Source organism: Thalassovita sp. ABM4_323, assembly GCF_056158665.1.
The window spans coordinates 1,283,969-1,308,050 of the sequence record NZ_JBSWTS010000007.1 but is presented as its reverse complement, the minus strand read 5'-3'; the positions used below and the strand labels follow the sequence as shown (position 1 = coordinate 1,308,050).

The following is a 24,082-nucleotide window of genomic DNA, read 5'->3' as shown; positions in this document are numbered from 1 at the left end:
ACCGTAGTGGGATGCTATGCGGTGTCAACGACACGAATTTGTCATATCGACCACTCTGGGGAACTGCTGCCATGCCCACTCTGAACGAACCCAAGCTGATCTCAGGCAATGCCAACCTGCCCTTGGCCAAATCCATCGCCCGTCGCATGTCGATCCATCGCGGGATGAACATCGGCCTGGTGGATGCCCGCGTCGAGCGGTTCAACGACCAGGAAATCTTTGTCGAGGTGTACGAGAACGTCCGCGGGGAGGACATGTTCATCGTGCAGCCGACCTCGCGCCCGGCGAATGACAACCTGATGGAATTGCTGATCATGTCGGATGCGCTGCGCCGCTCGTCGGCGGCTCGTATCACCGCTGTGATCCCTTATTTCGGCTATGCCCGTCAGGACCGCCGCACCAAGGCCCGCACGCCCATCAGTGCCAAGCTGGTTGCCAACATGCTGGTCGAAGCCGGCATCGAACGGATCCTGACACTGGACCTTCACGCCGCGCAGATCCAGGGCTTCTTCGATATTCCCGTGGACAACCTCTATGCCTCGCCGATCTTTGCGCTGGACATCCAGACGCAGTTCGAAGGCTCGATGGAAGACGTGATGGTCGTGTCCCCCGACGTTGGCGGCGTGGCACGTGCCCGCGAGCTGGCCAAACGGATCAACGCCCCGCTGTCGATCGTCGACAAGCGTCGTGAAAAGCCCGGCGAAGTCGCCGAGATGACCGTGATCGGGAACGTCCAGGGCAAGAAATGTATAATCGTGGACGATATGTGCGACACTGCCGGCACTCTGTGCAAGGCTGCCGAAATCCTGCTGGAACATGGCGCGACCGAGGTTCACTCGTATATCTCGCACGGTGTTTTGTCTGGCCCCGCGGTCGAGCGGATCACCAACTCGGTGATGAAATCGCTGGTCATCACTGATTCGATCCAGCCCACTCCGGCGGTTCAGGCCACCCCGAACATCCGCATCCTGCCCACCGCGCCGATGTTTGCGCAGGCTATCCTGAACATCTGGAACGGCACCTCGGTGTCGTCGCTGTTCGAAACGGATACGCTGGAACCGATCTACGAAGGTCAGTTCAAAAGCTAAGCTTTCGGGGCCGCGCCTTTTGGGGCGGCCCTAAACCTCCCACATGTCGTCATCCACCACGGTGCCAATGGCCATCCAACTGGCCCGAGCCCGTGCAACGCGCGTGTTCCCCCAGGTGCGAAAGACAACTTCAAAGCCCTTGGCCGTGATATTGTCCACGTCCACATCCCCCCGCATGTTCGTCGAATAATCGACATCCCATAAGGACAAGGCGCAATGGACGCTGGGGGGGGCCGCAAAGGCCCGTTCAAAAACAATGCTGATCCGGCGCTCGCGTGTCCCCTCTCCGGTCCACATTTCGCCCCCATCCTCGAAGTCCTGGAACAGGTCGGCATTGCCTTGGGCCACGGCGACGTGACCCGCTTTTAGTATTTTCATGGCGATAGTCTGCCCGCTTTGTGTGCGGGACCCATACTGACGCGCTAACCCTAGGTAAGGCAAGGAAAAAGGCCCCGGAGCAATCCGAGGCCTTTCCAATGATTTAGTCAGAACGCCCTGATCACAGGTTCGCGGCGTTCGGGTCCAGACCGATATGCGTGCCCATAGCCACCATGTCGGCCAGCAGCTTGGCTGCGTCATCGACCGGACCAGGTTCGTTTTTGAACACTTCTTTCGCCTGAGCCAGCGCATCCGAGGCTGCCTTGAGCATCTCGTTGAGATGCTCTTGGGTCAGTTCGGCACGCGGCACTGCGCGCTCGGCCAGAACGGAAATGCCGTCAGCGGTGATTTCGGCGAAACCGCCGGTCACAACATATTCAGCCTCGCCTTCCGGGCCCGAGATCCGCAGCACACCAGGGCGCAGGGTGGTGATGGTCGGAGCATGGTTGGCCATGGCCGTCATGTCCCCGTCCGCACCCGGGATCTGGACCTGCTCAACCACCAGCGAAGCAAGGCTCCGCTCGGGGCTGACCAGATCGAATTGAACAGTATCAGCCATCTTGGCCCTCCTTAGGCCGCTTCGGCCGCCATTTTCTCGGCTTTAGCGATCACTTCATCGATGCCGCCAACCATGTAGAAGGCGCCTTCGGGCAGGTGATCGTATTCGCCAGCCACAACGGCTTTGAACGACGAGATCGTGTCTTCCAGCGGAACCTGAACACCGTCCGAGCCGGTGAACACTTTCGCAACGTCAAACGGCTGCGACAGGAAACGCTGGATCTTACGAGCACGGGCAACGGTCAGTTTGTCTTCTTCCGACAGTTCGTCCATGCCAAGGATCGCGATGATGTCTTGCAGCGACTTGTAACGCTGCAGGATACCCTGAACCTCGAAGGCCACGTTGTAGTGCTCTTCACCAACAACCGACGGGTCCATCAGACGCGACGAGGAGTCCAGCGGGTCCACAGCCGGGTAGATACCCAGTTCCGAAATCGCACGCGACAGAACGGTGGTTGCGTCCAAGTGAGCAAAGGTGGTTGCAGGCGCGGGGTCGGTAAGGTCATCCGCGGGAACATACACAGCCTGGATCGAGGTGATCGAGCCGTTCTTGGTCGAGGTAATACGTTCCTGCATCGCACCCATGTCGGTGGCCAGCGTCGGCTGGTAACCCACGGCCGAAGGAATACGACCCAGAAGCGCCGACACCTCGGAACCTGCCTGAGTGAAGCGGAAGATGTTGTCCACGAAGAACAGAACGTCGGTACCGGACTGGTCACGGAACTGTTCTGCCAGGGTCAGACCGGTCAGAGCAACACGGGCACGTGCACCCGGAGGCTCGTTCATCTGGCCGTAAACCAGAGCAACCTGCGATTCTTCCAGGTTGTCGGGCTTAATCACGTTGGATTCGATCATTTCCCAGTACAGGTCGTTCCCTTCACGGGTCCGCTCACCAACACCTGCGAACACCGAGAAACCCGAGTGCACTTTTGCGATGTTGTTGATCAGTTCCATGATCAGAACGGTTTTGCCCACGCCGGCGCCGCCGAACAGACCAATTTTACCACCCTTCGAGTAGGGCGCCAGCAGGTCGATAACCTTGATGCCGGTCACCAGGATTTCCGACTCGGTCGACTGTTCGTCGAAATCGGGTGCGGGCTGGTGGATGGCGCGGGTTTCGGTTGCTTCAACCGGGCCTTTTTCGTCAACGGGCTCGCCCACGACGTTCAGGATACGGCCCAGGGTGGCGTTACCAACGGGCACCGAGATGGGTGCGCCGGTGTCAACGACTTCCTGACCGCGAACCAGACCTTCGGTTGCGTCCATTGCGATGGTACGAACGGTGTTTTCGCCAAGGTGCTGGGCTACTTCCAGAACCAGTTTCTTACCATTGTTGTCGGTGTCCAGTGCGTTGAGGATTTCCGGCAGGGCGTCCTCGAACTGCACGTCCACAACGGCGCCGATCACCTGAGTGATTTTGCCTTTTGCGTTTGCCATGTTTCGTCTCCGGTTCTTAGAGCGCTTCAGCGCCCGAGATGATTTCAATAAGCTCGTTGGTGATCACAGCCTGACGCGAGCGGTTATACTCGATGGTCAGTTTGTCGATCATCTCGCCCGCGTTGCGCGTTGCGTTGTCCATTGCGGACATCCGTGCACCCTGCTCGGATGCTGCGTTTTCCAGAAGCGCAGCAAAGATCTGGGTGGCAACACCACGCGGCAGCAGGTCGGCCAGGATGGCCTCTTCATCCGGCTCGTAGTCGTAGAGGGTCGCAGCTGCGTCAGCCTCGGCCTCTTCGAATTTGGCAGGAATGATCTGCTGCGCGGTCGGGATCTGGCTGATCACCGACTGGAAGCGGTTGAAGAAAATCGTGGCCACGTCGAATTCGCCCGCATCAAAGCGGCTCAGAAGGTCGCGCGCGACATCCTGTGCGTTGGCGTAGCCAATGTTTTTCACCTCGGACAGATCCACGTGGCTGACGAACAAATCGCCCAGATCACGTTTCAGCTGTTCACGGCCTTTTTTGCCGACGGTCAGAATTTTCACCGTCTTGCCCTGCGCGATCAGCTCTTCAGCTTTCGCGCGGGCCAGTTTTACGATCGAGCTGTTGAAGCCACCGCACAGACCACGTTCTGCAGTCATGACGACCAGCAGTTGAACTTGGTCGGCACCGGTGCCGCTCAGCAGCTTGGGGGCGCTGTCAGATCCGCCAACCGAAGCAGCCAGCCCACCCAGAACGCTGTTGAAACGTTCTGTGTAGGGACGCGAGGCTTCGGCAGCATCCTGCGCGCGGCGAAGTTTCGCCGCGGCAACCATCTGCATGGCCTTGGTGATCTTACGAGTGTTTTTCACACTCTCGATCCGGGTTTTAAGGTCCTTAAGACTCGGCATTGCCTCGTCCCCCCTTAAGCGAAGTCAGCTGCGAATTCGTCCAGCGCGGCTTTGACTTTGTCGGCTGCTTCGCCTTTGATCTTCGGATCTTCGGTGGTGATCCACTCCAGCAGATCGGCGTGCTTGCCACGCAGGTGACCCAGCAGACCGGCCTCGAAGCGACCCACGTCTTTGACGTCGACCTTGTCCAGGTAACCGTTCACGCCAGCAAAGATGATGCAGACGATTTCGGCGTTGGTCAGCGGCGAGTACTGAGGCTGTTTCATCAGCTCGGTCAGACGGGCACCACGGTTCAGCAGCTGCTGGGTGGCGGCGTCCAGGTCGGAACCGAACTGAGCGAATGCGGCCATCTCACGGTACTGAGCCAGCGACAGTTTCACCGGACCAGCAACCGAGGACATCGCCTTGGTCTGAGCCGACGAACCCACACGCGAAACCGACAGACCGGTGTTCACAGCAGGACGGATACCTTGGTAGAACAGCTCGGTTTCCAGGAAGATCTGGCCGTCGGTGATCGAGATCACGTTGGTCGGAATAAACGCCGAAACGTCGCCGCCCTGGGTTTCAATGATCGGCAGAGCGGTCAGCGAACCGGCACCGAAATCTTCGTTCAGCTTGGCCGAACGCTCCAGCAGGCGGGAGTGCAGATAGAAAACGTCACCGGGGTAAGCTTCACGGCCCGGCGGGCGACGCAGCAGCAGCGACATCTGACGATAGGCCACAGCCTGTTTGGACAGGTCATCATAGATGATCAGCGCGTGGCGGCCGTTGTCACGGAAGAACTCGGCCATTGCGGTTGCGGCGTAGGGCGCCAGGAACTGCAGCGGTGCGGGATCGGACGCGGTTGCAGCAACCACGATCGAGTATTCCATCGCGCCGGTTTCTTCCAGCTTCTTCACCAGCTGAGCAACGGTCGAACGCTTCTGACCAACTGCGACGTAGACGCAGTACAGTTTCTTGCTTTCGTCGTCGCCGGCGGCGTCGTTGTACGATTTCTGGTTCAGGATCGCGTCCAGAGCAACGGCGGTTTTACCGGTCTGACGGTCACCAATGATCAGCTCACGCTGGCCACGGCCGATCGGGATCATCGCGTCAACCGATTTCAGGCCGGTTGCCATCGGCTCGTGCACCGATTTACGCGGGATGATGCCGGGGGCTTTCACGTCGGCGATGCCGCGCTCGGCGCCAGCAATGGGGCCTTTGCCGTCCAGGGGGTTGCCCAGGCCGTCAACAACGCGACCCAGCAGACCTTCGCCAACCGGCACGTCCACGATCGAGTTGGTGCGCTTAACGGTGTCACCTTCTTTAATGTCACGGTCCGAACCGAAGATCACAACACCAACGTTGTCAGCTTCCAGGTTCAGCGCCATGCCCATGATGCCACCGGGGAATTCGACCATTTCACCGGCCTGCACATTGTCCAGGCCATAGACACGGGCAATACCGTCACCGACGGAGAGCACGCGGCCAACCTCGGCCACTTCGGCTTCTTGACCGAAGTTCTTGATCTGGTCCTTCAGGATCGCAGAAATCTCTGCAGCTTGGATACCCATTTATCCGACCTCTTTCATTGCATTCTGGAGGGAGTTGAGCTTGGAGCGGATCGACGTGTCGATCATCTTCGAGCCCACTTTAACGACGAGACCGCCGATGAGATCTTCATCAACGGTCGCATTGATCTTCACGTCTTTGCCGACGCGTGCGGCCAGGGTCTTGGCCAGTTTTTCCGATTGCGCCTTGGTCAGCGCTTTCGCGCTTGCGACCTCGGCGGTCACTTCGCCTTTTTCGTCGGCGATCAGCGCGGACAGTTCGGCAAGCAGCGCAGGCAGCACGAACAGACGGCGTTTTTCCGCCATAACGGCCAGACCGTTGGTCATGACCGGCATCAAACCCATTGTCTTTGCAAGCGCCGCGATGGCTTTGCTCTGATCAGTGCGCGACAGAACCGGCGACGAAATCAGCGCGTTCAGATCGGCGCTTTCGCTCAATGCGGTGGCAAGGCTGTTAACATTTACCTCAAGTTTCTCAAGAGAGCCCCTCTCTTTCGAAATCTCGAAAATTGCGGTGGCATAGCGCGAGGCAATGCCAGAGGAAATCGAAGCTGGTTCGGACACGTCCACCCTTCCGACTATTAAGGCCCCGTCCGAAATATCCTGGATTCCGAGCCGAGGACGTTTGGACCTTTGATTTGCGTCAAAGTATCAAAATCGGCGTGGGTGTAGCAGAGCATTCCTCACCTAGCAAGCTGCCAGAACAACGCGGTATGCAATTGAATACCGTTGTATTTCAGTTACTTAAGCAAAGTGCGACGGTTTGAACCGGTTTTTTACCCGCATTTTTTTCGATCTGGCGGTTGTTTTCAGCCCATTCGATGCACACTGCTGCCAACTCGTTATCGCTATCAAGCAATCAGGCACCGTGTGACGTGACGGAATCCGCCGGGTTTTGACGCGTTTTGACCGCCCAACCCGTCGTATACCGACGGGATTCGGTGCCTCTGGCAATGGCGCATGGATCAGCGCTGGATCAGGCCGGTTCGGTTGCGGGGCTGGGGTTCAGCACTGTCAGCGGGCGGCGCACGGCCTCTTGCAGGCCCGGGCCCAGCGGCGCATGCACCCGTTTGGAAACCTCGACCATGATCACCCCGCCTGAAACCACAACCGACATCGACGCGCCCATTTTTTCCCAGAGCTCTCCGGTCTTGCGCCAAAACCGTCTTGGCGAGGGTGGTTGGTACAATGTCGAGGCGTGACGTTCGGGCATGAAGTGATGCAGTTTCAACTGCGTTTCCAGCTGCCCCAACGTGTAGGGGCGGCCAAATCCAAAGGGAGTCTTATCGCTGCGCGACCAAAGCCCAGCCCGGTTGGGGACGATGAACATCGCCTTGCCCCCGGGGCCCAGCACGCGCCAGCATTCGTCCAGCAAAGCGGTGGGCTGCTCGCTTGTTTCCAGCCCATGCATCACGATCAACCGGTCCACATGGCCGGTCTCGATCGGCCATTGGGTTTCTTCACACAGAACAGACAGATTCGGCATCCCGGCAGGCCAAGGCATCACCCCTTGCGGTCCGGGCATCAGTCCCGTTACGCGCCGGGCCTCTTTCAGATAGGGGCGCAGCAAGGGCACGGCAAAGCCAAATCCCACAACGGTCTGCCCCGTGGCCTCGGGCCATAGATGCAGCAGTTCGTTGCGCACCGCCTTTTGCGCCGCACGTCCCAACGTGGAGCGATAATAGAAATTACGCAGGTCCTGTACATCAAGATGCATTGCGGCCAGCCCTGTGATCTGTACTCTGGACCAACCATAGCGATCAGCAAAGGAAACACCATGCCTGTCGAACTTGTGACAATCCCGTGCCTTTCGGATAACTACTCTTTTCTGATCCATGATGCAGAAACGGGCGAAACTGCGGTGATCGACGTGCCCGAAGCTGCCCCGATCAAGGCTGCTTTGGAACAGCGCGGTTGGGTCTTGTCGCATGTGTTTCTAACGCATCACCACTGGGACCATATCGACGGATTGCCTGAACTGGCCAAAGATCACCCCGCCGCCGTATTTGGCGCGGCCGCGGATGCGCACCGCCTGCCGTCTCTGGATCAGGAACTGAGCGATGGCGACACCTTTCAGTTCGGCGGTGAAACCGTCCATGTGATGGATGTTTCCGGGCACACCAACGGGCACATCGCGTTTCACATGCCCGACAGCAAGCTGTTGTTCACCGCCGACAGCCTGATGGCCCTGGGATGTGGGCGCCTGTTCGAAGGCACCCCGGATCAGATGTTTGACAGCCTGTCCAAGATGGCCGCGCTGGACCCTGCAACCACCGTTTGCTCGGGGCATGAATACACCGCCAGCAATGGGAAATTCGCGCTGACCGTTGACCCCGACAATGCGCAGCTTATCTCTCGGGTAGAGGCCGTCGCAAAGGCGCGCGCAGCTGATCAGCCCACGGTGCCGTCGGTTCTGGCCGAGGAACTGGCGACCAACCCATTCCTGCGCGGGCACACCCCCGGCGTTCAGAAAGCGGTCGATATGGTCGGTGCGGATGCTGCGCTGGTCTTTGCCGAAGTGCGTAAGCGGAAGGACAATTTTTAAGGGAAATCACGCCCAGACAGCCAGCAGCGCCGCCTTTTGTGAAGCAAAAAAGACAGAAAAGACTTGAAGCCGGGCGGTTATCGACCAAACTTTAAACTTATGAGGCCATGGTTGGTTCAGCGACCCCGCAGACTGACCCAGATCAGGAAGGAGCACTCAGTTGCCTTCATTCTCGAACACACTTGAACAGGCGATCCACGCGGCACTGGCGCTGGCCAATGCCCGCAAACACGAATTCGCAACGCTGGAACACCTTTTGCTGGCCTTGATCGAGGAGCCCGACGCGCTGCGCGTGTTGCAGGCGTGCTCGGTCGATACCGAAGAATTGCGCACCACATTGGTTGAATTCATCGACGAAGACCTGTCGAACCTTGTCACAGACATCGACGGATCCGAGGCCGTGCCGACCGCCGCCTTCCAGCGCGTGATCCAACGCGCCGCGATCCATGTGCAATCGTCCGGACGGACCGAAGTCACCGGCGCCAACGTGCTGGTCGCGATCTTTGCCGAACGCGAATCCAATGCGGCCTATTTCCTGCAAGAACAGGACATGACCCGGTATGATGCGGTGAATTTCATCGCCCATGGCGTGGCCAAGAACCCTGCCTTTGGCGAATCCCGCCCGATCACTGGCGCCACTGACGAGGAAGAGGCGCAAAGCACGCCCCCCGGTGGTCAGGACACGGTGGATCAGAAAGAATCCGCGCTGGGGAAATACTGCGTGGACCTGAACGCCAAGGCCGACAAGGGCGATGTGGACCCGCTGATTGGCCGCGACTCCGAAGTCGAGCGCTGCATTCAGGTGCTGTGCCGCCGTCGCAAGAACAATCCTCTGCTGGTCGGTGACCCCGGCGTCGGCAAAACTGCCATCGCCGAGGGCCTGGCCCGCAAAATCGTGCAGGGCGAAACGCCCGAGGTTCTGGCCTCGACCACGATCTATTCCCTGGATATGGGCGCGCTGCTGGCCGGCACACGCTATCGCGGCGATTTCGAAGAGCGCCTGAAAGCCGTGGTGACCGAACTTGAGGACCATCCCGACGCGGTGCTGTTTATCGACGAGATTCACACCGTGATTGGTGCGGGCGCGACCTCGGGCGGGGCCATGGATGCCTCGAACCTGCTGAAACCCGCACTTCAGGGCGGCAAGCTGCGTTGCATGGGCTCGACCACCTACAAGGAATTCCGTCAGCATTTCGAAAAGGACCGCGCCCTAAGCCGCCGGTTCCAGAAAATCGATGTCATGGAGCCCTCGGTCGAGGACGCGGTGAAAATCCTTAAGGGTCTGAAACCCTATTTCGAGGAACACCACAGCGTCCGCTATACCGCAGATGCGATCAAAACCGCCGTCGAACTGGCCGCGCGCTACATCAATGACCGCAAATTACCGGACAAGGCGATTGACGTCATTGACGAAGCGGGCGCAGCCCAGCATCTGGTCGCGGAATCCAAACGTCGCAAGACCATTGGCGCTAAAGAGATCGAGGCCGTCGTGGCCAAGATTGCCCGCATCCCACCCAAGAATGTCAGCAAGGACGATGCCGAGGTTCTGAAGGACCTGGAAAAATCCCTGAAACGCGTGGTGTTCGGCCAGGACAACGCGATCGAGGCCCTGTCCAGCGCCATCAAGCTGGCCCGCGCGGGCCTGCGCGAGCCCGAAAAACCCATCGGCAACTACCTGTTCGCCGGCCCCACCGGCGTGGGCAAGACCGAGGTTGCCAAACAGCTGGCCGATACACTTGGTGTTGAACTGCTGCGCTTCGACATGTCCGAATACATGGAAAAACACGCCGTCAGCCGCCTGATCGGCGCGCCTCCGGGCTATGTCGGGTTTGATCAGGGTGGCCTGCTGACCGATGGCGTCGATCAGCATCCTCATTGCGTGCTGCTGTTGGATGAAATCGAAAAAGCGCACCCCGATGTCTATAACATCCTGTTGCAGGTGATGGACCACGGCAGCCTGACCGATCACAACGGCCGCACCGTCGATTTCCGCAACGTGGTGCTGATCATGACCTCGAACGCGGGCGCGGCTGAACAGGCCAAGGCCGCCATCGGATTCGGTCGTGACCGGCGTGAAGGCGAAGACACCGCCGCGATTGAACGGACGTTTACGCCTGAATTCCGCAACCGTCTGGATGCTGTGATCAGCTTTGCGCCGCTGCCCAAAGAGGTGATCCTGCAGGTGGTCGAGAAGTTCGTGCTGCAGCTCGAAGCTCAGCTGATGGATCGCAACGTTCACATCGAACTGACCCGTCCGGCTGCCGAATGGTTGGCCGATAAAGGCTATGATTCCAAAATGGGGGCGCGTCCGCTGGGCCGCGTGATCCAGGAAAACATCAAGAAACCATTGGCCGAGGAACTGCTGTTCGGCAAGCTGGCCAAAGGCGGTGTGGTCAAGGTCGGCGTCAAAGACGGCGAGATCGAGCTCAGGATCGACGGACCGGCGCAAAAACGCCTGTCCGGGGACAAGCCCCCCTTGCTCACCGCAGAATAATGCGTCTTGCGGCCGCGATTGCCGCGTTCTGCTCCCTCGCGACGCCCACCGTCGCGGGGGAGTTCGTTTTGCGCCAACCGATTGACTGCGTTCTGGGCGAGACCTGCCATATTCAGCAATATGTCGACCGCGATCCCGGGCCTGATGCACAGGATTTCACCTGCGGGACGCTCAGTTATGACGGGCACAAGGGCACGGATTTCGGCCTGCCCTCGTTGGCGGCCATGCGCGACGGCGTCAACGTGGTGGCCGCAGCGGCGGGCGTGGTCAGCGGTATGCGCGATGGTATGCCCGATTCCGGCTATAGCGAAAAAACGGCCGCTCAGGTGGACGGACGCGAATGCGGCAATGGGGTTGTGATCAAGCACGACAGCGGTTGGCAGACCCAATATTGCCATATGAAACGCAACTCGGTCCGGGTCCGTAGCGGCGACAAAGTCGAAGCGGGCACGGTGCTGGGCCAGGTGGGTTTGTCCGGCAAAACCCAGTTCCCTCATATCCACCTGTCCGTACGCCGAAATGGTCTGGTGGTCGACCCGTTTGCCCCAAAGGCTCAGCCCGCCTGTGATCGCAAAAGCCAGGGCCTGTGGGCGTCGCCTCTCGACTACGCCCCGACCGGCATTTTGAACGCAGGCTTCACCACCCGGATTCCCAGTTTTGCCGAGGTCAAGGATGGTCCGCCGGCCAGAGTGTTCTCGCCAATGGACGAGGCCCTGGTGCTTTGGGTCTATGCCTTTGGCGCGCGTCCCGGGGATCAGCTGCGCCTGTCCATTCAAGGCCCCACCGGACCGTTTCTGAATCAGGATGTGGTGCTAACGAAAACACAGGCCCAGTATTTCAGGGCTGTCGGGAAACGCCGCCCGACGGGTGGGTTTCAAAGGGGTCGCTATACTGGTCAGATCAGCCTGATGCGCAAAGACCAGCAGGTGGACCGTCACCAAATCGACCTTCTTGTAGAGTGACTATTTCTCGGTCAGCTTCAGCTCGATCCGACGGTTTTGCGCCCGTGCCTCGGCGGTGTCGTCCAGGTTCACGGGTTGGTACTGACCAAAACCGTTTGCGCTCAGCCGGTTGGGTGGCAACCCGAGGAAGTTCACCATATAGCGCACCACTGACAGGGCGCGCGCCTGGCTAAGTTCCCAGTTATCCGCGAACTCGCCCAGCCCGGACAGGGGCACGTTGTCTGTGTGCCCATCCACCCGGATCACCCAGTCAATTTCGGCCGGAATATCATCCGAGATTCGACGCAAAATGCGCGCCACCTTGGCAATTTCGCCCTGGCCTTCACGGGACAAATCCGCACTGCCGGGCTGAAACAGCACTTCGGACGAGAACACGAAACGGTCGCCGACGATGCGAATGCCCTCTTGCGCGCCCAGAACATCACGCAGGCGGCCAAAGAAATCACTCCGGTACTTCTCCAGATCCTGTTTCTCGGCCTCCAGCGCCTTTTTCTCTTCTTCCAACCGGATGCGCTCGGCCTCTTCCAACTGGCGGCGCTTGCGTTCCTCGGCAGCCGCCCGCGCCAAAGCCGCATTCAGGTCCGAGCCCAGGGATTCCAGCTGAACCCGCGCAGCCGCGTCACGCTGTTCATAGTCATCCAGCAGGGCCTGCAAACTGCCCAGTTGCGTGCGCAACGCCGCGACCTGTTGGTTCAACAGCGCCTGCGCGCGCTGTGCCTCGGTCGAAATTTCCTTTTCATCCGCCAGCGCGGTTTGCGCGGCCGCCAGCAAGGCCGCCTGCCGTTCAGCATCGGTCAATCGCGCCTCGGCAGCCTGTTGCGCGGCCAGTTTTTCCGCCAAAGCGCGGGCCAGAGTGTTCTGTGTTTCGGCCATATCAGCCCGCAGTCGAGCATTGTCCGTACGCGCCGCTGTCAAGTCCGCCTCGAGCGTGATCTTGGCAGCAAGCGCCTCGGCCAGGCGGGTTTCCAGGTCGTTTCGCGCGGCTGCGGATTTACCGGCCTCGGCGGCCAATCGCGCCTCGGCCTCGGACAATTTCACACGCAACGCGTCCAGCTCTGTCTGACCCGCCTGCGCATCCGACAGCGCAGCCGCCAACTGAGCCTCGAGGTTTTTCAGACGCGTCTGCGTCGCTACGCTGTCGGCCTGTGCGTCAGACAATTGCGTTTTGGTCTGTTCCTGGGCCAGCAACGCGGCCGCCAATTGCGCTGTCAGATCCTCGCCCGCCGCCTGCGCGGCCGCCAGCAAGGTCAGCGTCTCCTCGGCCTTTTTCCGCTGCTCTTCCAACGCCAGTGTCATCGCTGTCAGTTCGGCATCCGCATTCTTCAGCCGCTCGCGCAGCGCCTCGGCTGCGGCGGCTTCGGCCAGTCGCGTCGCCTCTTCTTCGCTCAGTTGGGTTTCCAAATCCGCAAGCCGCGCTGTCAGCGCCGTATTCTGAGCCCCCGCATCCGCGTTTTCTGCCCTCAGATCCGCGATCAGCGCCTCGAGTGCCTCGCGGCGCGCAGCCGCCAATCGCGCGGCCTCGACACCCGCGTCAATCTCGTTTCGTGCTTGTGCCAGGGCCAGTTGCAGCGCGGCCCGCTCGTCCAGCAAGGTGGATTTTTCGTCCTCAAGCGTCGCAACCGCCGTCAAGGCGCTGTCGCGTTGCGACAACAGCGCAGTCACCTGAGCCTCGAAATCCGTGATCTGGCGCGCTTGGGCATCACGTTCAGCGGTCAACGAGGCGATCATTGCAAGTTGCTGCTGAGATTGCGCGCGCTCGTCGGCCAGTGTCGCATTCAGCTGGCCCAACTCGGTGTCCAAGGCGGCGCTGCGATCCCGTTCAAGCCCCAATGCCTCGGCCAATGCAGCGATTTCGGTCGACAGGGCATCCAGTCGCGTTTCTTGCCCAGTGATCGTTTCGCGCAGCACCGACTGCACCACCATGAAAATGGTCAGCACAAACATCAGCACCAGCAAAAGACCGGTCATCGCGTCCACAAAACCGGGCCAGATCGAGCCCTGAAACCTGTGACCAGTGCGACGTGATAGGGCCATGATCAGCCCCCTTGCTGCCCGTCAGGCTGCTGTTGTTTCTTTTGGCGGCGGCGCAGAACCTGGGTCAGGGCCGCGATATCCGTGCGCAGCTCGGCCATGGTTTCCTGCCGGCCGGCGCTGATTTCTTCCAGAATCCGCAGCAATTGCACGTCGATGGATCGCAGGCGCATGCGGCTTTCTGGGTCCATTCCGTCGGCCCCCTGCTCGGTCAGAATCTCGATCAATCGGTCCTGCGAGTTAGCCATCTTGGTCATTGCGTCATTTGCGCGCGCGGTGCCCGCCATCCGATCCGTCAGCCGCTCGATCGAGGTCGCCAGGCTGGCCAGGTTCGCATCCAGATGGGCACGATTGGCCTCGGACTGGGTAAACATTTCGCGCATGGAATTGATCTGCTGGCTCATGTGATCCAACACGATGGCCACGGGCGATCCGTCTGTACCTTCGCCCTCGCCGCTGGAAAATCCGACGCGGGTGATGGTGGACAGCCATTCCTCTAGTTCGCGATAGAACCGGTTCTGGCCGTGACCGGCGAACAGTTCCAGCAGGCCCACGACCAAGGATCCCGCCAGTCCCAACAGCGACGAGCCAAAGGCGACCCCCATCCCCGACAGCTGTGCATCCAGGCCGCTCATCAAGCGACCAAAGACATCCACACCGGCCTCTCCCTCTTGCGGGGCCAGTCCGCGGATCGTGTCGACCAGCGCAGGCACGGTCGTGGCCAAGCCATAGAACGTTCCCAAAAGACCAAGGAAAATCAGCAGGTTGACGATATAACGAGTGATTTCGCGGGCTTCATCCACGCGCGTGGCGACCGAATCCAGAATAGAGCGGGTCGACGAGGCACTGATCTGCATTCGGGCCCCACGTGTGCGCAGCAAAGCCGCCAATGGCGCCAGCAGACGTGGCGCATTCAGGCCGGACATGTCCTCGTGATCGCGGGCGAAACTTTCAATCCAGCGGACCGAGTTAAACAGCTGCGCCACCTGCCAGAAACAGGCGATCACCCCCACCAAAAAGACAAACATGATGAAGCCGTTCAGATAGGGGTTGGCTTCGAACACCGGCAAAATGCTGGGCAAGGCCAGGAACACCACGAAAGATGTCAGTCCCAGCACCAGAATCATCAACATGATCTGGCGGAACGGTTGCGAAAATTGCGGCTCGGCCTCGAGGTCTGGCTGCTCCATATCGGACAGCTCCTGACGCTGTTTTAATTGACGCGACTGTACGATTAACACGCTTTCAAGCCAAGAGTTTATGCGATGATCTCACGCACTCGTGCCGTCAACCAGTCCAGTTCGTGATCACGGATACCCAACTCGGTCAAATGATCGGCAGTGTTAAACAGATATTCGGTGTTCGGGCCACGGCCTCCATGGGCATGCGCGATGATGTTGGCCTGCTCTTCCAGCGGCAGGCCCCCGCAATACTGCACGTGGCCCGGATCAATCACATAGGTCAGCGCGGTCACGCTGCGCCCGTCACGAAGGTGGACCTCGTGTTCGACCTCCAGATAGGCCGAGGACACCAGCTCGCGTTCGCGCAGATCGGCCAGAACCTGTTTTTCGTCATGCGGATGAACGGCCAAGGCCAAGCCATGACAGGCCGCATCCTGCGCGCGGTCCAACGCCAGCACCAGCCCGGGATTTTCCTCGGTCCCGCGATGGTGGATCGAGCGCATACAGAAGCTGCGGTGATAGCCGGGCAGATGTGCCAACTGGCTGTCCGCCACGTCAAACCCCGGATTCCACAGCAAAGAGCCATAGCCGAAAACCCACATCGTCATGTCACTGGTCCTTTCTTTCGCCCCCCTGTAAACACCACTGCGAACGCACTGAAAAGGGCCTGCGGAAATGAAACGTCTGCTGTTTGTGATTGTACTGCTGGCCTGTATCTGGGCCGGGTTCTGGCTGTCGGCCTCTACCGGGTTGAAATCGGCCTTCGAAACCTGGTTCGAGGATCGTCGTGCCCAGGGCTGGGTGGCCGAATATTCTGACCTCAGCGTCAAAGGCTTTCCCAACCGGGTTGATACGCATTTCAGCGATCTGCAACTGGCCGATCCGCGCACCGGCTGGGCGTGGGAGGCTCCGTTCTTCCAACTGCTGGCGCTCAGCTATCGTCCCAATCACGTGATCGCCGTCTGGCCGAACGAACAACTGTTGGCCACGCCGACGCAGAAAATCGACATCACCAGTAATTCGCTGAAGGCCAGCGTCGTGCTGGATGCGGGTACACGCCTGCCGCTGAACCGCGCCAATCTGGTGGCCGAGACGCTGACGCTGCAAACTCGGGATCAGCAGGCAACCACGATGACTGCCCTGCGCGCGGCCATTCAACAGGACGAGGGCGCCCCACAAACCTATCGCTTTGCGGTCGAGGCCGAGGATTTCGCCCCGCCCATGAGCGTACGCGGCCTGATTGGTGCCTCCGATGCCCTGCCCCGCACCTTTTCGGCGTTGCGCGCGCAGTTCCGCGTGGGTTTTGACGCCCCCTGGGATCTGGACGCGATCGAGCGCCAACGCCCCCAACCCACCCATCTGGACCTGACCTTGGCCGAGGCCCGTTGGGGCAATCTGGAAATCTGGCTGGCCGGTCAGGCAGATGTCGACGAAAGCGGCACGATGACTGGCAAGTTCACCATTAAGCTGCGCAATTGGCGCGATATCCTGCGGATGGCTGTGAACTCGGGTCAGATCCCACAGGGGCTGGGCGATCAGATGGAAAAAGGTCTGGGGCTGCTGTCGCAAATGGCTGGCAATCCGAACACCCTGGATGTACCGCTGGATCTGCGCCGGGGGATCGCGTTCCTTGGCCCAATCCCGGTCGGCTCGGTCCCGCCGCTGGTTTTGCGCTGATCAGCGGCAGTAATTCCCGTTGCGATAGCGCGCCGTATCAAAGTGGAAATGATCCCGGTGAAACCGATCCGATTCCGGCCCCAGAACCGTGCCGAACGGACCGCAGGCGGATTTGTGCATCTTTTTCAGCATCCGGCCCTTTTTGCCAGATTTCCAGTCGCGCAGGACCGAGATATCAGACCCGTCCTCTAGCGCGACCACGCCGATGTCGATGGCATGGCCCTTACCATGCTCGGATATCTTCGCCCCTTTCTGGCTGTTGCGGGTCCGACAGGCATAGCTGGCAAAGACCTTCAGCTCGCTGACTCCGCCACCATAGCGACCAACCGCAGGCTTCAGCCCCCGGTCCACCCATGTTTTCAAGGCCTTAGCCGTCACACAATCGACCAGCGCAGGTTGCTTCAGCGAAATGCCCGAGACAGAACTGACGCGCACCGCGTCCTTGATTCCGCAGCCCGAGATTTTGCCGGGCACCCGGCCCACGCGTTCGCCAATGATGTCCCGCGTTCCGCAAAGAGCCCCGCGTTTTCCGGTGGTCTTTTTCGCAACCTTCGCGGATCGGCGCGCCAGCCCTTTGGGCCGGACCTTTGGCCGCAAAGAGCGCCCCAGCCCCGGTTCATCCTCGACGGTCGGCGTGACGCCAATCACCTCGGGAGAAATCGGTAGGATCACGCTTGGGTCAACCTCTCCGCGCGCAACAGGGCGCAATGACACGCTGGGCGCGTTCGCCAATGACGCCGATCCCAAGCACGCCCAAAACAGGGCCATGCAGGTCAGCGTCCGAAGGGCTGTCATGCAGGAGTTTGCGCGCGGCCGAAATCCGGGGCCTCGGTGTCCTGACCGGCCTCGATGATGCCACGCCGAATGGCGCGGGTCCGCGTGAAATAGTCGTGCAGCTGCTCGCCGTCACCGGTGCGAATGGCACGTTGCAGGGCGAACAGTTCTTCGGTGAAGCGGCCCAGAATTTCCAGGGTCGCCTCTTTGTTGGTCAGGAAAACATCGCGCCACATTGTCGGGTCTGATGCCGCAATACGGGTGAAGTCCCGGAAACCTGCGGCCGAGAACTTGATGACCTCGGAATCCGTCACGCGGTGCAGATCGTCAGCCACGCCCACCATCGTATAGGCGATCAGGTGCGGAATATGGCTGACCACAGCGCATACGATATCGTGGTGTTGCACGTCCATGCGCTCGCAATTGGCACCCAGATCGTGCCAGAAATCCTCCAGCGCCTTGGTCGCGGTTTCGCCTGCGCCATTGGGCACGATCAGACACCAGCGATTGTCGAACAGGGTCGCGAACCCGGATTCGGGGCCGGAATGCTCGGTCCCGGCCATGGGGTGCGCGGGCACGAAATGCACGCCCTCAGGGATATGCGGGGCCACGGCCTCGATCACCGATTTCTTGACCGAGCCAACATCCGAAACCGTCGCCCCAGGTTTCAGATGCGGGGCGATATCAGCCATCACGGCGCCCATTGCACCGACGGGCACACACAGAACGATCAGATCGGCGTCCTGCACGGCCTCGACCGCGCTGTCGCAGACGCGATCACACAGACCGATCCGGCGGGCAGTATCGCGGGTTTCCTGCGACCGCGCGAAACCCGTCACCTCGCCGTCGAACTCGGCCCGTTTCAGCGCCCAGAACATGGACGAGGCGATCAGACCCAGCCCGATCAGCGCAACGCGTTTGTAAGGGGTCTTCACGATGCACCCCCTTTGAATTGCCCGATGGCATGGGCCACCCGGCGGCACGAGGGTTCATCCCCGATGGTGATCCGCAAGCAGTTCGGCAGGCCATATCCGCCCACCTTTCGCACGATAAGACCCTGAGATTTCAGGTATTCATCGCAGGCGCTGGCCTCGGCCTCGTCTTTGAAACGGGCCAGGATGAAATTGGTGTCGGACGGATCAGACGGAACGCCATGCGCGTCCAACGCCTCGGCCAGCCAGCTGCGCAGACGGGCGTTATCGGACCGGCATTTTTCCGTGTAGGCGGTATCGCGCACCGCAGCCTCGGCCGCGGCCAGCTGGGTGTTGGACAGGTTAAACGGCTGGCGCACGCGGTTCAGCACGTCGATGATCGCGCGCGGCGCATAGCCCCAACCGATCCGCAAGCCGCCCAAGCCATAGATCTTGGAGAACGTCCGGGTCATGATCACGTTCTCGCGGGTTTCCGCCAGCTTGGCGCCGCCGTCATAGCCCTCGACAAACTCGGCATAGGCGCCGTCCAGCACCAGCAACGCGCCCTCGGGCAGGCCATCGGCCAACCGCGCACATTCGTCCAGATCAATCATCGTGCCGGTCGGGTTGGCCGGGTTGGCGATGAACACGATCCGGGTTTTGTCGGTACAGGCGGCCAGAATGGCGTCTACGTCCACGACGCGTTCGTTTTCGGGCACCTTCACCGGGGTCGCACCGGCCGCATGGGCCAGGATCGGGTACATGGAAAACCCGTGCTCGGTATAGATCACCTCGTCACCAGGGCCAGAAAAGCTCTGGGCGATGAACTGCAACACCTCGTCCGAGCCGACACCGCAAATAACATTGTCCGCATCAACGCCGTGGATTTCGCCAATGGCGGCGCGCAATTCGGCGTGATCGGTGGACGGGTAACGGTGCAATTCGAACGACGCACGACGCAGCGCCTCGACCGAGGCCGGGCTGGGCCCATAGGGGTTTTCGTTCGAGCTGAGCTTGACCACATCGCTCACGCCATCGACATGGCTGGCACCGCCGACATACAGGGCGATTTCCATTATGCCGGGTTGGGGCGTGATCTTGGTCATGAGCGTGTCTCCTTCGGACCTTCCTTACAAAGCCCAAAGAGGCAAGGAAAGGTCGAAACCAGAGATTTGAACGCTTGTGTGACGCGAAGGACGCGCGCCGCTCAGCGCTTTTTGGTCTGCGCGGCCAGCCAGTCCATCGCGGCCATCAACACGCCCGAGCCCACGAACACCATGTGGATCACCACCAACCAATACAGCGCCTGTTCGTCCAGCGGCTTGTCGGACTTGCCGATTTCCATGAATTGTTTCAGCAGATGGATGGCCGAAATCGCCACGATCGAGGCGATCAGCTTCATTTTCAGCCCGCCGAAATCCACGGTGCCCATCCAGCTGGGCCGATCGCCACCATCATCAATGTCCAGTTTCGAGACAAAGTTTTCGTAGCCCGAGAACAGCACGATCAGCAGCAGGTTCGCGGCCAGTGACAGGTCGATCAGCGTCAGCACGACCAGAATGGCCTTGTCGGCGGTCATGGTCAGAACCTGCGGCGCGTAATAGACCAGCTCGCGGCAGAACACGATGGTCAGCATCCCCAGGGACACGACCAGCCCCAGATACATTGGCGCCATCAACCAACGCGAGGCAAACAGCCCCTGTTCGAATTTCCGTTCCAGCGCGGGTTTCTCGGCCATGTCAGCTCTCCTGTCCTGTCGCAAAGGCGGTTTAGGCGATGCTGCACCGCCGCGCAATGCGGCACAGAGGGCCAGTCGGCGGAAATTTAGGACAGTCGTACGACCTTGGTCGCGGTGATTGTCAGCAGAGCAGTTGGTATCGTTTTGCGTACGGAGGATCCTGAAATGCGTGTCACAAGCCTTTTTCTGTTTGCTCTTCTTGCCAGCGGGGGTGCGCATGCAGATCAGACGCCCCCGGTCGAAGACGAGCACGGCATTTTGAACCCACAAGACACCGGACGCGAAATGCTGACCCGAAAGATCGAGATGGGTGTGATCAACTCGGTCACCTGTTCGCTTGGCATCAACACCACCAAGAATGACGATTTCGTTCTGGCCCGCAAACTGACGCGCCGCTGCGCCGAGGCAGGCTATACCAAGGCGATGACCTGGCTAAGCCAGTTGGAAAACAACGGGCTGGGGGGCGAATACAATCCCGATGCCTCGGCCGAATGGGACCGCCGCGCCGCCGAGGCAGGCGACCCCGTGGGCCGCTTCAACCACGGTCTGAACCTGATGCGCGGCCATGGGATCTCGCAAAACGAGGAACTTGGCCGCAGCTTTGTCGATCAGGCCGCGCGCGACGGGCTAGAGATCGCCCAGCGTCTGCAGAACGCGGGCTATGATCTGGACGAGGTCACCCCCGACGCCGACAATTGGAAATACGCGCCGATGTTCTAAGCGCGGGAATTGCCTTTTTCGCTGTCACAAAGCTGCGAAGTATCCCGCGTCGGTGGCTTGCGACGCGGCTGGGGGGATGGCTTTTCAACGGAGACTGAACTCAGCTGGTCTGCACTGACAAAAGCACAAGAACCCAGACCGCGATGAATATTGTTTCCAAACACAAAACCGCGACTGGCAGCCTGCCGAACTCTATGACCTCCTTAATAGAGGTCTTCATTCCAACCGCGACAATCGCGCTGAGCAACGCCCAACGCGACAGCGCTGTGGCGACGGAAGTGAGGCCGTCCCAGATCACACCCGTGGAGTTCAACAGCATGATCGCAAAGAACGCGCTGACAAACCACGGCAAGATCGAAGGTCGATCTGAGGCTTTCTCGTGCTCATGGGTCAGATTGCGCACGAACATGCTGGCGACAAGGATCACCGGGGCCAAAAGGGCGACGCGCACAAGTTTGACGGTGGTCGAAACCTCGCCGGTCGCTTCGGATATGGAAAAACCCGCACCGACAACTTGAGCGACGTCATGGATCGTCGCCCCAAGAAATACACCGCTTTCCAGGGTGCTCAGACCCAAACGATCTGCCAGGATTGGATACAGGATCATGGCGACCGTCGATAGGATCGTGACACAGACAACAGTAAAGGCCAGCTGGGTTTCGTGCTTGTCGTCCTTTGGCAGAAGCGAAGCGATGGCCATGGCCGCCGATGCCCCGCAGATGGCCACCGAACCCGCGGTGAGAAACGCAAAGCTGCCAGGAAATCGCAGGAATTTTCCCAGCAAAAGGCCAAACCCGATTGTTGCGAAGACGCCCGAAATCACCACCGCCAGATTGAATACTCCGAGCGACACGATCAGATCGGTGCTAATCCGAAAGCCCAACAGGGCAACGCCGATCCGCAGCAGAGTTCTGGCGGAAAACGCAATGCCCGCCTCGGTGCGCGGCTCGCTGGATAGGAAGTTCAATGAAATGCCAAACAGCAGCGCCATCAGCATGGCTGGCGCGCCATAGTGATCAGAAACGAACCGGGCCGCCAGGGCCGCAATCGCCACGATGATCAGGCCAGGGGCCAACTGCTCTGCCTTGTCCCGTGTGGCCGCTAGTTTCATTGATCAAAACTTTCGAGCTTGTGGATGATGATTTGCGAGCGGATGATGTCCAACACGCCCGCCGTTTCGTGTTTGCCCAAAGACTGTGTCACCCACTGCCCTGTAGCGCTGACGATGGCTAGGCCGTGCCCCTTCTGGCTGTTTTTGCCCCGCAAGTTGCTGAGAAAGCCTGCGCTTTCCTTCGGCGCGAGAAAGTACTCGGACAGCGGAATGGTACTCGGGGTGATTTCTGGCTCGGTCATGTCGTTCATTGGCGGGGCTCTGACGAGAGGTGGCGCGCAATTCGGCATTCTCTGGCAGCAGCGCGCCATGGTCAACCTCCACCTGAGAGATGCAGGCACCCGAGCGAAACCCCTCCGTCTGGGTGGTCAGGTATGGGGCGCTTCGCCAGGCATCGGTGGCCCCATGGCATCCTGCACGGTCAGATAGGCCAGCTATGATCTGGACGAGGCCAACCAGACGCCGACAATTGGAAATACGCAGCGATGTTCTAAGCGCCGGAATAGCGCGTCGATCTGCAAAAGCGACTCAAGCAACGCTGCACCCGCGTAATGCGTCAGGATGCTACTTAGTATTCTATCCAGATTGATTGCTCTTGAAAACAAAGGGGAATACCTGAACAATTTCGACGACAAGTCAATGCAATTTTAGAGGTAATTAGTATGAACTTTGCTATAAGAACCGTTTTGCTTACGTTGATGGTGAGTTGCTCCGCAATCTGGGCTGAAAGCGCCAATGCTCAGTCACCAACCGACTGTTTTTATGACGGCAAACCCTTCTCCAAAAGTGCCGTTATCATTCGCGATGGAATTAAAATGCAATGTGAAAGTGGCGCGTGGGCTTCAGCTGGAGATGTCCGGTGCGCATATCAAGAAAACCATTATAGCGAAGGGGCGGTGATATCGCCCGTAGGTAAGAATACATTGGTTTGCCGCTCCGGAAACTGGAAACAGGCCCCTTGCCTGACGCGCAGAGTGGGACGTACTCCTGCCAAGTTGGTTTCTAAGGCCAAACCGAACAACTGGACGGTCTGTTTGCAATACGACAAGTCGCACGATGGCCCTGATGCAGGTTCCGTTCGAATTACGGTGCGTGGATTGTCGGATGCCCCGAGTACTCCACATCGGTTTGAAGAAACAATCCTTGGTATCAGCCAGACTGGCAGCAACCCAACCAAGTCTTGTGTAGTCGTTGGCGTCCGCCCAGATGAGGTTTTGAGCGCTGTCCAGTCTTCGGGATCAACCGAAGGACGATCCATAAGCTTCTGCGCTTTCTAAACCTGCACCGCTCGATGACGTTATGCAAAAAACCCGGCCGCGGGGGCCGGGTTTTCCTGAATTTCGTCTGGATCGGCGAAGATTAGTTCTTCGCGTAGAATTCCACGACCAGGTTCGGTTCCATCATCACCGGGTAGGGCACGTCCGACAGGCCGGGGGTGCGCACGAAGGTGGCTTTCATCTTCGAGTGGTCGGCGTCGATGTAATCGGGCACGTCACGCTCGGGCAGTTGCACGGCTTCCAGCAGGACGGCCAGTTGCTTGGACTTGTCACGAACTTCGACAACGTCGCCTTCTTTGACGCGGTAGGACGCGATGTTCACGCGCTTGCCGTTCACCAGGACGTGGCCGTGGTTCACGAACTGACGGGCCGCGAAAACGGTAGGCACGAACTTGGCGCGGTAGACAACGGCGTCCAGGCGGCGCTCCAGCAGGCCGATCAGGTTTTCACCGGTATCGCCTTTGACACGCTCGGCTTCGCCGTAGATGCGACGGAACTGTTTCTCGGTCAGGTCACCGTAGTAGCCTTTCAGCTTCTGCTTGGCACGCAGCTGGGTGCCGAAATCGGACAGCTTGCCCTTGCGGCGCTGACCGTGCTGGCCGGGGCCATATTCACGACGGTTGACGGGGGATTTGGGGCGGCCCCAAATGTTTTCGCCCATGCGGCGATCAATCTTGTACTTGGCAGCAGTTCTTTTTGTCATCTGCTGATCTCCTTCAATGTAAAGCATTGCAGCGTGATCCGAAAACCGGTTCCCA

General features: G+C 59.7%; 23 protein-coding genes. 6 read left to right on the top strand and 17 right to left on the bottom strand.

The window, feature by feature from the left end; all coding sequences use genetic code 11:
• Nucleotides 1-71: 71 nt before the first annotated feature.
• Nucleotides 72-1,088: a ribose-phosphate pyrophosphokinase gene (locus tag ACXADQ_RS08840; protein WP_475319089.1), complete on the top strand. Its 1,017-nt coding sequence runs from the start codon at nt 72-74 to the stop codon at nt 1,086-1,088.
• 30 nt (nt 1,089-1,118) lie between these two features.
• Here the strand turns inward: ACXADQ_RS08840 and ACXADQ_RS08835 are convergent, their stop codons facing one another.
• The 7 genes from ACXADQ_RS08835 to ACXADQ_RS08805 form a co-directional block, all read right to left on the bottom strand.
• On the bottom strand, nt 1,119-1,466 hold the full coding sequence (locus ACXADQ_RS08835) for an H-type lectin domain-containing protein (RefSeq protein ID WP_475319084.1): 348 nt from the start codon (nt 1,464-1,466) through the stop codon (nt 1,119-1,121).
• Nucleotides 1,467-1,587: 121 nt separating this feature from the next.
• Nucleotides 1,588-2,025 (bottom strand): F0F1 ATP synthase subunit epsilon, encoded by a 438-nt coding sequence (locus ACXADQ_RS08830; RefSeq protein ID WP_475319079.1) that lies wholly within the window; start codon nt 2,023-2,025, stop codon nt 1,588-1,590.
• A gap of 11 nt (nt 2,026-2,036) precedes the next feature.
• The gene (atpD, locus tag ACXADQ_RS08825) at nt 2,037-3,461 is read right to left on the bottom strand and encodes a F0F1 ATP synthase subunit beta (RefSeq protein WP_475319074.1); all 1,425 of its coding nucleotides are present in this window, start codon (nt 3,459-3,461) and stop codon (nt 2,037-2,039) included.
• Between the two features lie 16 nt (nt 3,462-3,477).
• A complete protein-coding gene (locus ACXADQ_RS08820; protein WP_475319072.1) occupies nt 3,478-4,353 on the bottom strand; it encodes a F0F1 ATP synthase subunit gamma in 876 nt (291 codons plus the stop codon).
• A 14-nt stretch (nt 4,354-4,367) separates the two neighbouring features.
• Nucleotides 4,368-5,906, bottom strand: a complete 1,539-nt coding sequence (gene atpA, locus ACXADQ_RS08815; RefSeq protein ID WP_475319070.1) for a F0F1 ATP synthase subunit alpha — start codon at nt 5,904-5,906, stop codon at nt 4,368-4,370.
• A complete protein-coding gene (locus ACXADQ_RS08810) occupies nt 5,907-6,467 on the bottom strand; it encodes a F0F1 ATP synthase subunit delta (RefSeq protein WP_475326059.1) in 561 nt (186 codons plus the stop codon).
• Between the two features lie 412 nt (nt 6,468-6,879).
• Complete coding sequence (locus ACXADQ_RS08805) at nt 6,880-7,620, bottom strand: class I SAM-dependent methyltransferase (protein WP_475319068.1); 741 nt, start codon at nt 7,618-7,620, stop codon at nt 6,880-6,882.
• Nucleotides 7,621-7,680: 60 nt separating this feature from the next.
• Between ACXADQ_RS08805 and gloB the strand changes: the two genes are divergently transcribed.
• The 3 genes from gloB to ACXADQ_RS08790 all read left to right on the top strand — a co-directional run bounded on the left by gloB (nt 7,681) and on the right by ACXADQ_RS08790 (nt 11,904).
• Nucleotides 7,681-8,448 (top strand): hydroxyacylglutathione hydrolase, encoded by a 768-nt coding sequence (gene gloB, locus ACXADQ_RS08800; protein WP_475319065.1) that lies wholly within the window; start codon nt 7,681-7,683, stop codon nt 8,446-8,448.
• Nucleotides 8,449-8,608: 160 nt separating this feature from the next.
• Complete coding sequence (clpA, locus tag ACXADQ_RS08795) at nt 8,609-10,942, top strand: ATP-dependent Clp protease ATP-binding subunit ClpA (RefSeq protein ID WP_475319062.1); 2,334 nt, start codon at nt 8,609-8,611, stop codon at nt 10,940-10,942.
• 68 nt (nt 10,943-11,010) lie between these two features.
• Complete coding sequence (locus ACXADQ_RS08790) at nt 11,011-11,904, top strand: M23 family metallopeptidase (RefSeq protein WP_475319059.1); 894 nt, start codon at nt 11,011-11,013, stop codon at nt 11,902-11,904.
• Here ACXADQ_RS08790 and ACXADQ_RS08785 read toward each other — a convergent pair whose 3' ends face one another.
• The 3 genes from ACXADQ_RS08785 to ACXADQ_RS08775 form a co-directional block, all read right to left on the bottom strand.
• Nucleotides 11,905-13,938: a peptidoglycan -binding protein gene (locus ACXADQ_RS08785; protein ID WP_475319056.1), complete on the bottom strand. Its 2,034-nt coding sequence runs from the start codon at nt 13,936-13,938 to the stop codon at nt 11,905-11,907.
• A 2-nt stretch (nt 13,939-13,940) separates the two neighbouring features.
• The gene (locus ACXADQ_RS08780; RefSeq protein WP_475319053.1) at nt 13,941-15,125 is read right to left on the bottom strand and encodes a biopolymer transporter ExbB; all 1,185 of its coding nucleotides are present in this window, start codon (nt 15,123-15,125) and stop codon (nt 13,941-13,943) included.
• A 68-nt stretch (nt 15,126-15,193) separates the two neighbouring features.
• Nucleotides 15,194-15,724, bottom strand: coding sequence for a gamma-glutamylcyclotransferase (locus tag ACXADQ_RS08775; RefSeq protein WP_475319049.1), 531 nt, complete (start codon nt 15,722-15,724; stop codon nt 15,194-15,196).
• A 67-nt stretch (nt 15,725-15,791) separates the two neighbouring features.
• On the opposite strand from ACXADQ_RS08775, the gene ACXADQ_RS08770 reads away from it, so the two are divergent.
• On the top strand, nt 15,792-16,793 hold the full coding sequence (locus ACXADQ_RS08770) for a DUF2125 domain-containing protein (RefSeq protein WP_475319046.1): 1,002 nt from the start codon (nt 15,792-15,794) through the stop codon (nt 16,791-16,793).
• On the opposite strand, the gene ACXADQ_RS08765 is transcribed toward ACXADQ_RS08770, so the two are convergent.
• The 4 genes from ACXADQ_RS08765 to ACXADQ_RS08750 all read right to left on the bottom strand — a co-directional run bounded on the left by ACXADQ_RS08765 (nt 16,794) and on the right by ACXADQ_RS08750 (nt 20,216).
• Entirely contained in the window at nt 16,794-17,588 is a 795-nt protein-coding gene (locus ACXADQ_RS08765; protein ID WP_475319041.1) for an extensin-like domain-containing protein, read from the bottom strand.
• Entirely contained in the window at nt 17,585-18,445 is an 861-nt protein-coding gene (locus tag ACXADQ_RS08760; protein WP_475326058.1) for a prephenate/arogenate dehydrogenase family protein, read from the bottom strand. The genes ACXADQ_RS08765 and ACXADQ_RS08760 overlap by 4 nt, the downstream gene beginning before the upstream one ends.
• Nucleotides 18,446-18,498: 53 nt before the next feature.
• The gene (gene hisC, locus ACXADQ_RS08755; protein ID WP_475319036.1) at nt 18,499-19,584 is read right to left on the bottom strand and encodes a histidinol-phosphate transaminase; all 1,086 of its coding nucleotides are present in this window, start codon (nt 19,582-19,584) and stop codon (nt 18,499-18,501) included.
• A gap of 101 nt (nt 19,585-19,685) precedes the next feature.
• Nucleotides 19,686-20,216 (bottom strand): TIGR00645 family protein, encoded by a 531-nt coding sequence (locus ACXADQ_RS08750; protein ID WP_475319030.1) that lies wholly within the window; start codon nt 20,214-20,216, stop codon nt 19,686-19,688.
• 165 nt (nt 20,217-20,381) lie between these two features.
• On the opposite strand from ACXADQ_RS08750, the gene ACXADQ_RS08745 reads away from it, so the two are divergent.
• On the top strand, nt 20,382-20,936 hold the full coding sequence (locus tag ACXADQ_RS08745; RefSeq protein ID WP_475319027.1) for a tetratricopeptide repeat protein: 555 nt from the start codon (nt 20,382-20,384) through the stop codon (nt 20,934-20,936).
• Nucleotides 20,937-21,036: 100 nt separating this feature from the next.
• Here ACXADQ_RS08745 and ACXADQ_RS08740 read toward each other — a convergent pair whose 3' ends face one another.
• From ACXADQ_RS08740 to rpsD, 3 genes are all read right to left on the bottom strand, one after another.
• Nucleotides 21,037-22,047: a YeiH family protein gene (locus ACXADQ_RS08740; protein WP_475319021.1), complete on the bottom strand. Its 1,011-nt coding sequence runs from the start codon at nt 22,045-22,047 to the stop codon at nt 21,037-21,039.
• Entirely contained in the window at nt 22,044-22,298 is a 255-nt protein-coding gene (locus ACXADQ_RS08735) for a hypothetical protein (protein ID WP_475319014.1), read from the bottom strand. The genes ACXADQ_RS08740 and ACXADQ_RS08735 overlap by 4 nt, the downstream gene beginning before the upstream one ends.
• 1,108 nt (nt 22,299-23,406) lie before the next feature.
• Nucleotides 23,407-24,027: a 30S ribosomal protein S4 gene (rpsD, locus tag ACXADQ_RS08730; protein ID WP_475319007.1), complete on the bottom strand. Its 621-nt coding sequence runs from the start codon at nt 24,025-24,027 to the stop codon at nt 23,407-23,409.
• Nucleotides 24,028-24,082 lie beyond the last annotated feature (55 nt).

Bases quoted from the DNA above. Each gene is read 5' to 3' on its own strand.
- rpsD (WP_475319007.1), bottom strand. From the start codon at position 24,027: ATGACAAAAAGAACTGCTGCCAAGTACAAGATTGATCGCCGCATGGGC.
- gloB (WP_475319065.1), top strand. From the start codon at position 7,681: ATGCCTGTCGAACTTGTGACAATCCCGTGCCTTTCGGATAACTACTCT.
- hisC (WP_475319036.1), bottom strand. From the start codon at position 19,584: ATGACCAAGATCACGCCCCAACCCGGCATAATGGAAATCGCCCTGTAT.
- ACXADQ_RS08740 (WP_475319021.1), bottom strand. From the start codon at position 22,047: ATGAAACTAGCGGCCACACGGGACAAGGCAGAGCAGTTGGCCCCTGGC.
- ACXADQ_RS08760 (WP_475326058.1), bottom strand. From the start codon at position 18,445: ATGTTCTGGGCGCTGAAACGGGCCGAGTTCGACGGCGAGGTGACGGGT.
- ACXADQ_RS08750 (WP_475319030.1), bottom strand. From the start codon at position 20,216: ATGGCCGAGAAACCCGCGCTGGAACGGAAATTCGAACAGGGGCTGTTT.
- ACXADQ_RS08805 (WP_475319068.1), bottom strand. From the start codon at position 7,620: ATGCATCTTGATGTACAGGACCTGCGTAATTTCTATTATCGCTCCACG.
- ACXADQ_RS08780 (WP_475319053.1), bottom strand. From the start codon at position 15,125: ATGGAGCAGCCAGACCTCGAGGCCGAGCCGCAATTTTCGCAACCGTTC.
- ACXADQ_RS08835 (WP_475319084.1), bottom strand. From the start codon at position 1,466: ATGAAAATACTAAAAGCGGGTCACGTCGCCGTGGCCCAAGGCAATGCC.
- ACXADQ_RS08820 (WP_475319072.1), bottom strand. From the start codon at position 4,353: ATGCCGAGTCTTAAGGACCTTAAAACCCGGATCGAGAGTGTGAAAAAC.
- ACXADQ_RS08840 (WP_475319089.1), top strand. From the start codon at position 72: ATGCCCACTCTGAACGAACCCAAGCTGATCTCAGGCAATGCCAACCTG.
- ACXADQ_RS08770 (WP_475319046.1), top strand. From the start codon at position 15,792: ATGAAACGTCTGCTGTTTGTGATTGTACTGCTGGCCTGTATCTGGGCC.
- ACXADQ_RS08785 (WP_475319056.1), bottom strand. From the start codon at position 13,938: ATGGCCCTATCACGTCGCACTGGTCACAGGTTTCAGGGCTCGATCTGG.
- ACXADQ_RS08735 (WP_475319014.1), bottom strand. From the start codon at position 22,298: ATGAACGACATGACCGAGCCAGAAATCACCCCGAGTACCATTCCGCTG.
- atpD (WP_475319074.1), bottom strand. From the start codon at position 3,461: ATGGCAAACGCAAAAGGCAAAATCACTCAGGTGATCGGCGCCGTTGTG.
- ACXADQ_RS08745 (WP_475319027.1), top strand. From the start codon at position 20,382: ATGCGTGTCACAAGCCTTTTTCTGTTTGCTCTTCTTGCCAGCGGGGGT.
- ACXADQ_RS08765 (WP_475319041.1), bottom strand. From the start codon at position 17,588: ATGACAGCCCTTCGGACGCTGACCTGCATGGCCCTGTTTTGGGCGTGC.
- atpA (WP_475319070.1), bottom strand. From the start codon at position 5,906: ATGGGTATCCAAGCTGCAGAGATTTCTGCGATCCTGAAGGACCAGATC.
- ACXADQ_RS08775 (WP_475319049.1), bottom strand. From the start codon at position 15,724: ATGACGATGTGGGTTTTCGGCTATGGCTCTTTGCTGTGGAATCCGGGG.
- ACXADQ_RS08830 (WP_475319079.1), bottom strand. From the start codon at position 2,025: ATGGCTGATACTGTTCAATTCGATCTGGTCAGCCCCGAGCGGAGCCTT.